Source organism: Planococcus sp. SSTMD024, from assembly GCF_041320495.1.
GTDB lineage: Bacteria > Bacillota > Bacilli > Bacillales_A > Planococcaceae > Planococcus.
In genome coordinates, this window is sequence record NZ_JBGGNS010000021.1 from 127406 (window position 1) to 140724 (window position 13319).

Annotated in this window: 15 protein-coding genes; 7 read left to right on the forward strand and 8 right to left on the reverse strand. The window is 49.9% G+C overall.

The window, feature by feature from the left end:
* Window positions 1-4 precede the first annotated feature (4 nt).
* Complete coding sequence (locus AB9R92_RS07720) at window positions 5-214, forward strand: helix-turn-helix domain-containing protein (RefSeq protein WP_058381523.1); 210 nt, start codon at window positions 5-7, stop codon at window positions 212-214.
* Window positions 215-299: 85 nt separating this feature from the next.
* Window positions 300-725: a hypothetical protein gene (locus AB9R92_RS07725; RefSeq protein ID WP_370668885.1), complete on the forward strand. Its 426-nt coding sequence runs from the start codon at window positions 300-302 to the stop codon at window positions 723-725.
* Window positions 726-791: 66 nt separating this feature from the next.
* Here the strand turns inward: AB9R92_RS07725 and nhaC are convergent, their stop codons facing one another.
* From nhaC to tatA (AB9R92_RS07745), 4 genes are all read right to left on the reverse strand, one after another.
* Window positions 792-2186, reverse strand: a complete 1395-nt coding sequence (gene nhaC / locus AB9R92_RS07730) for a Na+/H+ antiporter NhaC (RefSeq protein ID WP_370668886.1) — start codon at window positions 2184-2186, stop codon at window positions 792-794.
* A 372-nt stretch (window positions 2187-2558) separates the two neighbouring features.
* Window positions 2559-2780 carry a twin-arginine translocase TatA/TatE family subunit gene (gene tatA, locus AB9R92_RS07735; protein WP_370669097.1) on the reverse strand — a complete coding sequence of 74 codons (222 nt, stop codon included), beginning with the start codon at window positions 2778-2780 and terminating at the stop codon, window positions 2559-2561.
* Window positions 2781-2802: 22 nt separating this feature from the next.
* Complete coding sequence (tatC, locus tag AB9R92_RS07740) at window positions 2803-3540, reverse strand: twin-arginine translocase subunit TatC (protein ID WP_370668887.1); 738 nt, start codon at window positions 3538-3540, stop codon at window positions 2803-2805.
* A 70-nt stretch (window positions 3541-3610) separates the two neighbouring features.
* Window positions 3611-3808 (reverse strand): twin-arginine translocase TatA/TatE family subunit, encoded by a 198-nt coding sequence (gene tatA, locus AB9R92_RS07745; RefSeq protein ID WP_058381528.1) that lies wholly within the window; start codon window positions 3806-3808, stop codon window positions 3611-3613.
* A 227-nt stretch (window positions 3809-4035) separates the two neighbouring features.
* On the opposite strand from tatA (AB9R92_RS07745), the gene AB9R92_RS07750 reads away from it, so the two are divergent.
* The 4 genes from AB9R92_RS07750 to AB9R92_RS07765 all read left to right on the forward strand — a co-directional run bounded on the left by AB9R92_RS07750 (window position 4036) and on the right by AB9R92_RS07765 (window position 8083).
* Window positions 4036-4293, forward strand: coding sequence for a hypothetical protein (locus AB9R92_RS07750; RefSeq protein WP_370668888.1), 258 nt, complete (start codon window positions 4036-4038; stop codon window positions 4291-4293).
* 245 nt (window positions 4294-4538) lie between these two features.
* Window positions 4539-5297: a gluconate 2-dehydrogenase subunit 3 family protein gene (locus AB9R92_RS07755; RefSeq protein ID WP_370668889.1), complete on the forward strand. Its 759-nt coding sequence runs from the start codon at window positions 4539-4541 to the stop codon at window positions 5295-5297.
* Between the two features lie 21 nt (window positions 5298-5318).
* Window positions 5319-7034, forward strand: a complete 1716-nt coding sequence (locus AB9R92_RS07760) for a GMC family oxidoreductase (protein ID WP_370668890.1) — start codon at window positions 5319-5321, stop codon at window positions 7032-7034.
* Window positions 7035-7183: 149 nt separating this feature from the next.
* On the forward strand, window positions 7184-8083 hold the full coding sequence (locus AB9R92_RS07765; protein ID WP_370668891.1) for a LysR family transcriptional regulator: 900 nt from the start codon (window positions 7184-7186) through the stop codon (window positions 8081-8083).
* A gap of 55 nt (window positions 8084-8138) precedes the next feature.
* Here AB9R92_RS07765 and AB9R92_RS07770 read toward each other — a convergent pair whose 3' ends face one another.
* The 3 genes from AB9R92_RS07770 to AB9R92_RS07780 all read right to left on the reverse strand — a co-directional run bounded on the left by AB9R92_RS07770 (window position 8139) and on the right by AB9R92_RS07780 (window position 10601).
* Window positions 8139-8648, reverse strand: a complete 510-nt coding sequence (locus AB9R92_RS07770) for a DinB family protein (protein ID WP_370668892.1) — start codon at window positions 8646-8648, stop codon at window positions 8139-8141.
* 73 nt (window positions 8649-8721) lie between these two features.
* The gene (locus tag AB9R92_RS07775; RefSeq protein ID WP_370668893.1) at window positions 8722-9369 is read right to left on the reverse strand and encodes a DUF1643 domain-containing protein; all 648 of its coding nucleotides are present in this window, start codon (window positions 9367-9369) and stop codon (window positions 8722-8724) included.
* A gap of 104 nt (window positions 9370-9473) precedes the next feature.
* Entirely contained in the window at window positions 9474-10601 is a 1128-nt protein-coding gene (locus AB9R92_RS07780; protein WP_370668894.1) for an NADH-dependent flavin oxidoreductase, read from the reverse strand.
* A 157-nt stretch (window positions 10602-10758) separates the two neighbouring features.
* Here AB9R92_RS07780 and AB9R92_RS07785 point away from each other — a divergent pair, with 157 nt between their 5' ends.
* Window positions 10759-11787: an NADP-dependent oxidoreductase gene (locus AB9R92_RS07785; protein ID WP_370668895.1), complete on the forward strand. Its 1029-nt coding sequence runs from the start codon at window positions 10759-10761 to the stop codon at window positions 11785-11787.
* A 328-nt stretch (window positions 11788-12115) separates the two neighbouring features.
* Here AB9R92_RS07785 and AB9R92_RS07790 read toward each other — a convergent pair whose 3' ends face one another.
* Window positions 12116-13279 carry an iron-containing alcohol dehydrogenase gene (locus tag AB9R92_RS07790; RefSeq protein ID WP_370669098.1) on the reverse strand — a complete coding sequence of 388 codons (1164 nt, stop codon included), beginning with the start codon at window positions 13277-13279 and terminating at the stop codon, window positions 12116-12118.
* Window positions 13280-13319: the final 40 nt, after the last annotated feature.

The following is a 13319-nucleotide window of genomic DNA, read 5'->3' on the forward strand; positions in this document are numbered from 1 at the left end:
TCTAATGCCAATCATCATAAACCTCGACGTCATGCTCGCTAAGCGCAAAATGAGCATGACCGAGCTATCCGAAAAAGTCGGCGTCACGATGCCCAATCTGTCCATCCTGAAAAACGGCAAAGCGAAAGCGATCCGCTTCTCCACACTCGAAGCCATCTGCAAAGTACTCGACTGCCAGCCTGGAGACGTATTGGAATACCGGGAGGAAGAGTAATCTAGGCCTTCTTCCCTTATGGAAAACGTGATATTTCATCGCATCGCCACTTGCTTATTCTTCGAACACAAAGGAGGAAAAGATCTTGCTGACAAAACTGGTCGCTGCTTTTAATCTCGCAATGTCCTTAGGCGCTTTTTATATGGGCATTTCCATGCTGCCGTTCATGGGGGTGTTCGTGGAGTTCCCGCCCGAGTGGGTCGGCGTCATGCCATTTGCTAGTTGGTCTGCTTTAGCTATTTATGGAATGGTTGTTTTTGGAATCGGAAACGCTGTGGCAGCGGTTTATGGATTCACTAAGAAAACGCGGACATGTTTCGCGGCTAACCTTATTTTAGGAGTGGTGTTATCTTTAAGTGCGGCATTGCCGATTGTGTTGCTCGGCGAATGGTATTTGCCGCTCGTGTTCTTTTTCTTCCTCAGCTTCATCCAAATAGCACTCGGCTTGTACGGCTTGTTTAGCAAGCACAATACCGGTTCCCAAGCTAGCAAGAAAATACTTCATCAATAGAAATATCGACAAAGGGCTGTCTCCAAGTCATCTTCATGACCTGGCAGACAGCCCTTTTTGGTTTCTTTACTTTACTGGAGCTTTTTCAATATACGTCAAAGTTTTTCCGCTGACTCCGAGCAGCACCGTCAAAAGAGGCGACAGCAAGCAGAAGAACGCAAACGGTAAATATTCCAATGTCGAAACGTCCAACACCGAGGCGATGAAAATCCCGCAGACGCTCCACGGCACGAGCGGATTGACGACCGTTCCCGCATCTTCCATGACGCGGCTCAAGTTCTTTCCGGCCAGTCCAACTTTTTCGTACGATTCACTGAACGCTTGCCCCGTCAGCAGGATCGATAAATACTGTTCCCCGACGAGGATATTCGTGCCGATCGCCGTCAAGGCGGATGCGACAATGACGGAAGACACTTTCTTCAGCAGGCTCTCGATTTTCGCAAGCAAACTTTGGATGATGCCGAGTTTGAATAGCAATCCGCCCATGCTGAGGGCAAGCAATACTAAAGCGATCGTAAAGAACATGCTTTCCATGCCTCCTCTTGAAAGCAAGTCATCGATTTCCCCAATGCCGGTCGATGATTCGTAGCCGCCGAACAGGATGCCAAGTATGGACGAGACTTGCAAGCTCTGATGGAACAAGGAAACGACAAGCGCTACCGCTGAACTTGCGGCCAAGGTCAACACCGCGGGCACTTTGAATACCGTTAAAAGAATTAAGATGACAAGAGGCGCCATGGCGTACCAATGGATCAACCCGGTCCCAAGCAAGCCTTCCTTGAACAGGGCGATGTCTTCGGTATGGCCCAAGGTAACCGACGGCGATAACAGACCGAAGAAAATCAATGTCAGGATAAAGGCAGGAACCGTCGTCCAGCCCATATTGCGGATGTGTTCGAAGAGATCCACGCCGACAATTGAAGCGGCCAAATTGGTCGTATCCGACAACGGCGACATCTTGTCCCCGAAAAAGGCGCCCGAGACGATAGCGCCTGCCGTGATCGCAAGCGACAAATCCAGCGCGCCGGCGATGCCGATCAAAGCCACACCGACGGTCGCCACCGTCGTCAAGGAACTGCCGACAGATAAACCGATGATCGCCGTGACGACAAAGACCACCGCAAAGAAAAATACAGGCGTCACCAGGCTGAATCCGGCATAGATCAAGGTCGGGATCGTCCCGCTCATCATCCAGCTGCTGATGAGGATGCCGATGAAGAAGAACAAGAACACCGCGCCCATTCCCGCACCCGCGCCTTCGATCAGCCCCCGTTCCAGTTCGCGGTACGATAATTTCTTCAATAAGCCATAGCACATCAATAACAATATCGAGATCAAGATCGGCACATGCGGCGCCGCTTCAAATCGGATGATGCTGACGCTGATAATCGCGACGACCAGTGCAACCAACGCCGCCGCCTCTTTCGTGCTGGGTGATAAAATCGATTTAATATGAAACATGTCCAGTTCCTCCTGTATTGTGAAAATAAAAAAAGAAAACCCATCATCCCTTTTTAAAAAAGGGACGAAGGTTTTCTCCGCGTTACCACCCTAGTTGATCTTCCGCTTTGGAACATCCACTCAATTGACCGTTGAAACTGCAGATGGCGTAATTCACCCCGATTGCTGCCTGAACTTCCACCGACCGTCCAGTCTCTTTTTGCTGCGCGCAATGAGCCTACTCATTCATCATTCAACTTATTCGTCGTTGCTTTTTGCAATTGCTATAAATATTAGCATCTCCCCCAAATAAGTCAAGAACGAATTCTTCAACGGAAAAAAGCACGCTCTCCTGCTTGATGGCTTTGCAGGAAGCGTGCTTTTGGGTCAAGTTTAGTTTTTCTTGTCGTCATTTCTTTTTCCATCTTGATCGCTTGCATCATCCAGCTTGAATTCTTCTGAGACCTCATCGATAACGCCTTTTGTCGAACTTTTAAATTCTTTCAAAGTCTGCCCTGCCGCTTTTCCTAGTTGCGGCAGTTTAGCTGGACCGAAGACGATCAAGGCGATGATCAAGATCAAAACCAATCCCGGGATTCCTATATTGGGCATAATGGTCCTCCCCCTTTCGCTAGCGTCATGCTTTCTGTTCCAATTTGTTTTTCGTTGAGCGCTTCATCGTGATGGCTGAAATGATGATGCTGATTTCAAATAGCGCAAACAACGGCACAATGATCAGCACATCCGATAGAAAATCGGGTGGTGAAATCAACACCCCGACCACCACCAAAACGAAGTAAGCGATTTTGCGCATTTTCCGCAGCGATTGCGGCGTAACGATGCCAAGTTTCGTCAAAAACATGACGATAAGCGGCATCTCGAAGACCAGCCCGACCGGAATGACTAAATTGAATAGGAAGGTGAAATATTGGCTCATCCCATAGGTTTCCGTCGCCCCGATGGACTGATTGATATCCGACATGAAGTTCAGCATCATCGGGAACATGATGAAGTAGCTGAAGCTGACTCCGATCAGAAACAATAGGAACGATGCCGGGATGAAGACATAGGTCCCTTTTGCCTCCGTTTCCGATAAGGCAGGTTTGACGAATAGCCAGGTCTGATGCAGCGCCACCGGCAATGTCAACAACACCGCCAGGACCAATGCGCATTTAAAATAAATCATGATGCCGTCGGTAAAGCCGAAAACGTTCCAATCGACATTCACCGCTGTCGGCTGCATCTTGATGAAATTCAAGATGTGCGCAGCGCTCGCAAATCCTGCGGCGAGTGACGCGATAAACGCCAGCACGGTGATGATCAGCCGTTTCCTAAGATCCGTTAAATGTTCGATAAGCGTGAATTCTTGTTCCATTTCCTGTACCACCCATTAAGGACAAAGCAAAAGCACTGAACGGCCCGCTCTAAAGCTCAAGCTTTCGGCTTCAGTCCTTTTTCGTTTCTTTAGTATCATTGGTTTTGTCAGTCGCATCGTCATCGCTCATCAATTCTTTTGTTGAGCTTTTGAACTCTTTCAAAGTTTCTCCGACAGCCCGCCCAAGTTGCGGAAGCTTCGCTGGCCCGAAAACGATTAACGCGATCACTAAAATCAAAATCAGTCCTGGGACTCCGATATTCGGCATTTTCTCTCCTCCTGTCTGTAGTTCTTGCCTGCCATCGTGCTTGTATGTGCACGCATCATTTGCTGTTCAGCCTATATGGAAGGTTCTCCGATTTTGGCTGCCGGCTAAAGGCTGCGTGAAAAAATATAGATTGACTCGGCTTTCCAAAAGTCATTATACTCTTAATTAATGATTTGTAAATCATATATTTACGGTTATCAATAATTTTATAGGTAGGTGAAATAAACATGACGAAATACAATGACGAGGAATTGAGAATGATCAACCAAGTTCTTCTCGGCATCTTCATCGCACTGGACTTCAGTTATTTCCTCTCCCTCTTCTATAGCCCCTTCCCTTGGTTTGCACTAGCTGGAACTGGATTAGGACTGGCAATGATCGTGTTCTTTTGGAGCGGAACGAAATACTGGCTGTTCATTTTTTCTTTATTATTCAGCACTGCCTTGTTTTCATTAAGCAATAATTTCCACGCTATCTTTTCTTGATGGCAGCGCCGCTCTTTTTGGGAGCGGTCTTTTTTCATTCATTAATATAACCATTAGGTTATGTAAATATGTGAAAACAAGTATTATTTTTTTCGTGTCCCTAAGCGTATAATCATTCATTGTGCTAGTTTTACGACTGTATAAACCGGCTTCTGAAGGCGGGATTTTTCTCTCATCACCCCGTGCTTTCTAGAGCCGGCAGTTTCTCATTGATGCTCATTCAACACGATACAGGAGGTTTTACCATGGCAGAAGACGCTAAATCCCCGGCGAAAAAAGGATCGACACGGCGCGAGTTTCTGAGGAATTCGGGACTCACGGTAGGCGGTGTCGTATTAGGCGGCGCCCTCGGCAGCCTGCTCGGCGGCAAAGAACAAGTCGCCACACACGACGTCGCCCCTGCCCCGCAGCTGACGGTCAACCCGGCAGAAGCGCTTCAATTCTTCACTCCCGATCAATACCGATTGACCCAAGCCGCAGCCGAACGCATTTACCCAAAAGACGATCACGGCCCCGGCGCGATGGAATTGAACGCAGCCATCTACATAGACCACCAGCTCGCAAGCCCGTGGGGAATCAATTCCAAAGAATACATGGCGGCACCTTTCTTTGAAGCAGAAGAAACACAAGGCAGCCAAATCCGCATCCTGCGCAAAGATTTATTCCTTCTTGGCTTGAAAGCACTCGATGCCTATAGCCAGAAACAATACGATAATCCATTTATCGACCTCGAACCGGAACAGCAGGACCAGGTCTTGACGGATTTCAGCGACGGCAAAGTACCGAATATTTCAGGCGTCAAATCGCCGCTGTTCTTCAGCTTGCTGCGCACCTTGACGATCGAAGGCGTCTATGCCGACCCGTTATATGGCGGCAATAAAAATATGGAGGGCTGGGCGATGCGAAAATACCCAGGCTCCCGCATGGCATACGTGAAAGAAATTCAACAGGACGAATTTGTGGAACTGCCGCCTCAAGGCTTGAACAGCCATATGGGGCATTGAGGAAAGAAAGGATGAATGAACATGGCTACAAAATTGCCTAAAGTGCCCGTCGTCGTTGTCGGCATGGGCTGGGCTGGCGGGATTGTCTCGGCAGAATTGACAAAAGCCGGCATCCCGGTCGTCGGCCTCGAACGCGGGAAAGACCGCAAGACGAGCGATTATTTGATGGCGCACGATGAATTGCGCTATCAGCACCGCGAAGAATTGATGCAGGATCTATCGAAAGAAACGATTACACATCGCAATAACGAAAAGATGCGTGCCTTGCCGATGCGTGATTACGGCACCTTCATCGTCGGCGACGGCGTGGGCGGCGCCGGATCGCATTGGAATGGTCAAACTTACCGCTTCTTGCCGTATGACTTCGAAATCAAATCGATGACCGATGAAAAATATGGCCCCGGCAAACTCGGCGCAGATTACCCGATCCAGGATTGGGGACTGACTTATGATGAGATGGAGCCGTATTATGATACTTTCGAAAAGATGGCCGGTATTTCCGGAGAGACGGTCGAATCCTACGGCAAACGCTCGAATCCTTATCCGACCGGCCCGATGCTCAAGACGCCCATCATGAAAATGTTTGAAGAAGCGACGAAAAATCTCAGCTATACGCCGTACGTCTTGCCGTCTGCCAATTTATCGGAAGCGTACGAAAACCCGGATGGTATTTCACGCGGCGCCTGCCAGTACTGCGCGTTTTGCGAGAACTTCGGCTGTGAATACGGCGCGAAAGCAGACCCTGCCGTGACCGTCATCCCCGTCGCAAAAGATACCGGGCAATTGGATTTGCGCACTCATTCCAATGTCACCGAAATCTTGAACGACGGAACAAAAGCGACCGGCGTCCTCTACATCGACATGATTACCGGCGAAGAATTTGAACAGCCAGCAGAAGTTGTCGTCGTGACCAGCTATGTCTTCAATAACGTCCGCTTGTTGTTGAACTCAGGCCTCGGCAAACCGTATGACTCAAAATCCAACACTGGCGTGATCGGCAAAAACTATGCTTATCAAGTCAGCTCGGCTTCTTCGATGATGTTTTTCGAAGACCAGGAATTCAATTTATACGGCGGCGCCGGTGCTCTGGGAATCGAAATCCCAGAATACGTAGGCGACAACTTCGACCATTCGGACTTGAAGTTCATCCACGGCGCAGGCATCCGCGTCACACAGTACGGCAACCGGCCGATCGCCAATAATGTTGTTCCAAAAGGCACACCTGCCTGGGGCGCGGAGTTCAAGAGCCAATCGATCAAATACAGCAATAGCTTCTTCCCGGTCAAATCACAAGGTGCCAGCATGCCTTACCGCTATAATTACCTGGATTTGGATCCGACCTATAAAGATGCTTACGGCAAACCTTTGCTACGCATGACATTTGATTATACAGAGCACGACCGTGAACTAGTGAAGTATATTTCGCAAAAAACACATGAAATTGCAGAAGAAATCGGTGCGGATATCATTGATACCAACGACACCCAAAACGATTTCAACGTCAATAAAGACACCAATACGCACAATACAGGCGGCGTCATCATGGGGACAGACCCTGAAACCTCTGCCGTTAATACGTATTTGCAGATGTGGGATGCTGACAACGTCTTCGTCGTCGGCGCTTCCGCTTTCCCTCACAATAGCTCCTTCAACCCAACCGGAACGCTCGGTGCGCTTTCCTACCGCGCGGCGGAAGGCATCCAGCGCTACTTGGATGAAGGCGGTTCACTCGTATAAGCTTGGACCGTGGTTCTTCGGAACTGCGGTTTTTTTGGTTTACAGGCTTTCATCAAACGCTTCGGCTTTCTTGAATCGATTTGCGGAATGGCTTCGGGGTAGGCTAAACTGACAGATAGAACACGCCTCCAGCGAAAGGAGCCCGCCGCATGGATTTATTGCAAATGCGCTATTTCCAGGAAGTAGCCAAGCACCAGCATTTAACGAAAGCTGCACAAGCTTTGAACGTTTCACAACCCGCCCTCAGCAAAACCATTTCGAAGCTCGAACAGCGCCTGGGCTATAAACTATTCAACCGTTCCGGCCGAAAAATCCAACTGAACCCGCTCGGCGAAGCGTATTTACAAGTCGTCGAAAATGTTTTTCGGGAAATCCAAAAAGGCGAAAAGGAATTGGCATTTTTGGCGGAAAAGCAAAACAATCTCGTCTCTGTCGCCGTAACCATTCCGACCATCTTGCCTGAACTGCTCGCTGGATTTCTGGATGTCTACCCGAATGCCCGCTTCCGCCAATACCAGGCATTTGCGGAGCGTTTGAAAAGCCAGCTTGAAACCGGCGAAATCGATGTCGCCATTTCCACCTTTCCGCTTGAAGGGGAGGATTTGGAATGGCGCCCGATCATCGAAGAAGAAATTTTCCTCGCCGTCCCGTCCAGCCATCCACTTGCCGATCGCGAAGACATCGCATTGATCGAAGTAAAAAATGACCCCTTTATCGTCATGCCTCCGGGCTACGGATTCCGGGACATGACCGAGCAATTTTGTGGAGAAGCTGGTTTCTATCCCGACTTCGCGTTTGAAGGAGATGAAACAGGCGTCACGTATGAACTGGTCTCCAAAGGGCTCGGTGTCGCTTTCAGCCCGTCCCTCATCCGAAGCAAGCGCCTTTCTACTCTGCCAGTGAAAGAATTGAGGATCTCCCAGCCCAACTGTACGCGCACCGTCGGATTGGTGTGGCATAAAGACCGCCATCAAACCGACGCCGTCAAAGAGTTTATCCGCTATGCCACCGGCTTTTTGGAACAGGTAAAAGCACAAGCCTCATCTTGACGGATAGCATCAAAAAAGCTCAAGGCACACGAAGCCTTGAGCTTTTTTGGTGTCATTATTTAAGCATTCGCTTGAGGATCCGGATCTGCCCCCGGTGGCTTGTTTCGTCTTCCACGACATGAAACCAGAGATAATATTTATTGTAGACAACTCCGTTATCATACTGCCCTTCTTCGTACAACCAGCTATCGTCCACACTTTCCAATAGCGACAGCGTCTTGTCCCTGACTTTTTTTAATGCATCCAGGTAATAATCAAGCGGCTGGTTGCGGATATCGCTTCTCGCCTTGTCCCCCAGTTCAAGCGGGACAAGCCATTGCTCCAGCTCTCGCTCCGTCAAGTCACGATTTTCGAATGCGATGACCTGGTGGACAAATTCAATCGCCGCCATATGCATCAAGAGTGCCCCGATCGAATTCGATTGCCCATCCGCCAAATAATCCAGCTCTTCATTCGACAAACCTTCCACATCCGCCAATGTAACCGCGCGCGTATACTCGAGCATCGAGACAAGTTCACCGACTCTCGGCGAGAATCCTGTTTGCTCTTTGATCCGGTAGTCCATTCTGCCGCCTCCTTTTGTATAGAACAGAAACTAATCCTAGCACAGGGATTTTTCAAATAATGAACTTTTCCAATTATCGAAGCAACGCTTCCATCCTCTCAAGCCAGACAATCCGGTCCGCAACCGTCGCGGGTTTCGGATGGCGCGGAAAACCATTTTCAGCTGCCACCCATGCTTTCGCATGTTCATACAACTTTTCCGGCCTGCCCGCTTGGAACAAGCCGAACTGCGCCGCGAGCCTTTTGGCGACAGTCGATGAGCCCCAGGCAAAAATGAGGTGATCTGCGGACGCCAATAAAGCTTCACGGTCTTGCGCGTTCCCTTCTTGGAATAGCGAGTGGGAAACACCGGCTCTATTGAACTTGTTTTCGATCGTCTTAAAATTGCCCATGTTCCCTTCGCAAATATCCGATAGATTAATGAGCGTGACCACATCCCACTCTTGCCGCTCCATCAAGTTCATCAGTTGGTATTGCGTCGGATTCGGGTTGGTGGAGACCCATTCCGTATCCTGTAGGCTCTTTGCGGTTTCCCCGGCTTGCGCACAATTGGACGGGTTGATCATGACGATTACCGCATCTGCGCGTGTGGTAAAGGCGCCGTTTCGCCTGATGCGTGCTTCGCGGCGCATGAGAATCTTTTCGTTCGCCAGTTCGGCATGATAAAACTTTGCCTCGACCGAAAAGATTTGCTTTAACTGTTCAGCTGGAATGAGCGACACCCAATCCCTCCCTGCGATTATTAGTAGTACCAGTCTATCAAAGACCTTTTCGTTGTACAAAAAAAGCTCCCAAGCCGTTATCCGGCCTGGGAGCTTGCTGTTGTTTATACTTTCGCGTCCACTTTGACCATGCCGTAAGACGTGATGGCGTTCCACATCGTTTCAGGGATGTCGAGTTTGCCGACCAGTTCTTGCGGGATCGTTTCGTTGATGTCCGCTTCGTTTCCTTGCTTCACTTTCTCGGTCCATTCCGGATCGACCAGTGCTTGACGGCCCATGACGACGATGTCCGCGCCTTCTTCAAGTGCGGCTATCGCATGTTCAGGCTGCGTCACGCCGCCGACTACGACAAATGCGACGCGGCCGTTGATTTGTTTCGACAGGATTTGGACGATGCTATCCCCGTCTTCCATGCCGCGCGGCGCTTTTTTGAATTCCATAAGCGACACGTGGATATAATGGATGCCGCCTTCGATCAACAATTCGACCAATTGTTTCGTTTCTTCAATCGTATAGCCGACCGAATCGGCATTGTTTTCTTCAGGAGACAAACGATAGCCGATGATGAAGCTGTCGTCTGCATGTTTCGCAGCGACTTGTTTCACTTCATCCAATACCGCGACACCGAATTTCAAGCGGTTCTCTAAGCTGCCGCCCCACTCGTCTTCACGCTGGTTGTAAGTCGCGGAGACGAATTGCTGGATTAAGTACGTGTTGGCGCCGTGGATTTCCACGCCGTCAAATCCAGCTTCGATCGCGCGGCGTGTCGTTTCGCCGAAATCGCGGATGATGTCCGTGATTTCTCCTCCGGTCAACGCACGCGGTGTCGGCTTGTCCGCGGATTCCGCGATGGCACTCGGTGCGACCGTTTCGCCCGCTTGGATCAAATCCGGCTGGCCTTGGCGACCGCCGTGCTGCATTTGCAGGATGGCTTTGCTGCCTTGCGATTTCATTTCCGACGCGAGCTGCTTCAAGCGCGGCATGACGTCGTCTTTGAATGCGACGAATTGGTTCGGGAACGCGATGCCGTTTTCCGAAACCGCGATGCAGGCAGAGACGAACAGGCTGCCGAGTCCTGCGCGTCGCTGGTAATACGAAAGTTCTGCATCTGAGACAGTACCGTCCGGATTTCCTGAATATGTAGTCATCGGTGCGACGCCTAAACGGTCAGACAGGACGACGCCATTTGGCAAAGTGATTTCTTCGAATAATGGCTTGTATTGTGGGTTCATTTAATTACCTCTTCCTTTGAATTAAAGTTAGTTATATTAAAATATCATAGCATTAGGACAACTACAACAATACGAGCTTGGCGAGCGGGAAATTTTACTTCCTTTCTTTGGGAATGGTACGCTCTTCTATGCAAACTTATTCCAAGGAGGAATCTACATGACACCAAACACATACAAAGAGATCCAATTGGCGAATCGACCGGAAGGCACACCGACCGACAGCGACTTCAATTTTGTCGAAAAAGATATCCCGCCAATCGGCACGGATGAATTATTGCTGAAAACTTTATACCTTTCCGTTGACCCGTATATGCGCGGGCGCATGAAAGACCAGAAATCCTATGTGGCACCGTTTGAATTGAACAAAGCGATTTCAGGCGGCGTCCTCGCTGAAGTCATCGAGTCGAATTCCGATGATTTCAAGCAAGGCGATATCGTCACCGGAACATTAGACTGGGCACAGTATAATGTGGCGGATGCGAAATCCGTGCAAAAAGTCGATCCATCCATTGCACCGATCACGACGCGCCTCGGCATACTCGGCTTGACTGGCCTGACCGCCTACTTCGGCTTGCTCGATATCGGCAAACCGCAACAAGGCGAAACGGTCGTCGTCTCAGGCGCTGCAGGAGCTGTCGGATCAGTGGTCGGGCAAATCGCCAAACTGAAAGGCGCACACGTCGTCGGCATCGCCGGTTCTAAGGAAAAAATCGATTACCTGATCAACGAACTTGGATTCGACGCGGCAGTGAACTACAAATCCGATAGCTTCAAAGAAGACTTCAAAAAGGCCATCCCTAACGGCGTCGACGTCTATTTCGACAATGTCGGCGGCGAAGTGTCGGACGCAGTCATTTTTGAAATCAACCGCAACGCACGCATCGTCTTATGCGGCGCCATCTCTGCTTACAACAACCCGGAAGCGGATATCGGCCCGCGCATCCAATGGAAATTCATTACGACAAGCTCGATGATGAAAGGCTTCACGCTCGGCGATTACGCGCATGATTTCAAAACCGGCGCACAAGAGCTCGGCAAATGGCTGCAAGAAGGCAAGTTGAAGTACGAAGAAACGATCGTAGAAGGCTTCGAGAAAACACCAGAAGCATTCCTTGGCCTATTCGAAGGCAGCAACCTCGGCAAGCAACTGGTGAAAGTCGCTGACCCGGAGTTCGCTAAACTGTAAATCTCACTTTCTTCTATAGAAACACAAAAGCTGAAGCGGGAACCTGAATGGGTTCCTGCTTCAGCTTTTTAGAGTATATAAAAAAGTAGGATTTCTATGCACAACAAAACTAATCAATTATGAGAGCAATTTTTTGAAGAATCTGCACTCACCAGTGTAGTGGAAGCCGGCGACTCCAGCGGGAACAGTACGAGCTGAAGACCCTGGACTGAGCGAAGCGAGGGAAGCGGCTGAAGCCGTACCCGCGGAAAGCGTCCGGCTGGAACGAAACGTAAAAAAGCTGAAACTAGAAAACCTTTAAAAATTTCCTGCTTCAGCTTTTTTCATATCACACCGTTTTCTTCTCAGCGACTTCGCCTGAATAGGCAGCATGGTAGATGGCGTAAATATCATCTCTCTCAAGCGGCATCGGGCTTCTCGCCAAGATTCTTGTTTGCTTGATGCCATCGTCCGCCAAGCTGTCCAAGGCGTCTTCCCCAATATCGAAGCCTTTCAGCGACACGGGAATATTGACGTCGGCGACGAGTTTTTTCAACTCCTCGACGCATGTATAGGAAGCTTGTTGTTCATCCAAATGCGTAACGTCGATGCCCATCGCCTCAAGGATGTCCTTCATTCTCTTCTCACAGCTCGGGCGAATATAGCCCATGACATACGGAAGCAAAACAGCATTGGATTCACCGTGCGAGATATGGAACTGGCCGCCAAGTGGATACGCCAAGGCGTGCACACCTGCAACGCCCGCATTGAAAAATGCCAGGCCTGCCAAATAACTGCCGTAGCTCATATTCGTGCGCGCTTCCTTGTTTTCCCCGTCTTCCACTGCCGTGCGGATCGACCCGCTGATCAAGCGGATTGCCTGCAATGCCAGGCCGTCTGTCACCGGGTTGGCGTTTTTCGATACATACGCCTCCACCGCATGCGTCAACGCGTCGATGCCCGTTGCCGCTGTCACTTTCGGCGGCAAGGAGACCGTCAAAGCCGGGTCGACGATTGCTACATCCGGCAATAGGTAATCATGTGTCACGACATCTTTCGTGGATTCCAATGACAATACGGCAATATTCGTCACTTCAGAACCGGTCCCGGACGTCGTCGGGATCAAGATTTTCGGAATGCCTTTATCGACTAGTATACGTTCACCCGTCAGGTTCAAATAGTCGGCCACTTTGCCTTCGTGCGTCGCAAGAACACCTGCTAATTTCGCAAGGTCCAAGGCACTGCCGCCGCCAAGGCCGATGACCAAATCGAATTTGTTTTCCTTCGTATAGGCGATCAATTTTTCGCCGACTTCAAGCGGCGGCTCCGGCACGACTTCTGTGTAGACGCTTGTCTTCCAGCCCTTTGCTTCGAGCGGTTCGACGATTTTTTTCGTCATCCCGAGCTCTTCGAGAAACGGGTCGGTGACGATAAGGACATTGCTGGCGTTCAGGCGTTCCGCTTCGCCCGTTAATTGTTCCAATGCGCCCCAGCCGGTATGGCTGATCGGCATGAAGGTAAGTTTGCTCGACACATCATCCACTCCATTTCGT

Bases quoted from the DNA above. Each gene is read 5' to 3' on its own strand.
- AB9R92_RS07785 (WP_370668895.1), top strand. From the start codon at position 10,759: ATGACACCAAACACATACAAAGAGATCCAATTGGCGAATCGACCGGAA.
- AB9R92_RS07790 (WP_370669098.1), bottom strand. From the start codon at position 13,279: ATGCCGATCAGCCATACCGGCTGGGGCGCATTGGAACAATTAACGGGC.
- nhaC (WP_370668886.1), bottom strand. From the start codon at position 2,186: ATGTTTCATATTAAATCGATTTTATCACCCAGCACGAAAGAGGCGGCG.
- tatC (WP_370668887.1), bottom strand. From the start codon at position 3,540: ATGGAACAAGAATTCACGCTTATCGAACATTTAACGGATCTTAGGAAA.
- AB9R92_RS07750 (WP_370668888.1), top strand. From the start codon at position 4,036: ATGACGAAATACAATGACGAGGAATTGAGAATGATCAACCAAGTTCTT.
- AB9R92_RS07720 (WP_058381523.1), top strand. From the start codon at position 5: ATGCCAATCATCATAAACCTCGACGTCATGCTCGCTAAGCGCAAAATG.
- AB9R92_RS07770 (WP_370668892.1), bottom strand. From the start codon at position 8,648: ATGGACTACCGGATCAAAGAGCAAACAGGATTCTCGCCGAGAGTCGGT.
- AB9R92_RS07765 (WP_370668891.1), top strand. From the start codon at position 7,184: ATGGATTTATTGCAAATGCGCTATTTCCAGGAAGTAGCCAAGCACCAG.
- AB9R92_RS07760 (WP_370668890.1), top strand. From the start codon at position 5,319: ATGGCTACAAAATTGCCTAAAGTGCCCGTCGTCGTTGTCGGCATGGGC.
- AB9R92_RS07755 (WP_370668889.1), top strand. From the start codon at position 4,539: ATGGCAGAAGACGCTAAATCCCCGGCGAAAAAAGGATCGACACGGCGC.
- AB9R92_RS07780 (WP_370668894.1), bottom strand. From the start codon at position 10,601: ATGAACCCACAATACAAGCCATTATTCGAAGAAATCACTTTGCCAAAT.
- tatA (WP_058381528.1), bottom strand. From the start codon at position 3,808: ATGCCGAATATCGGAGTCCCAGGACTGATTTTGATTTTAGTGATCGCG.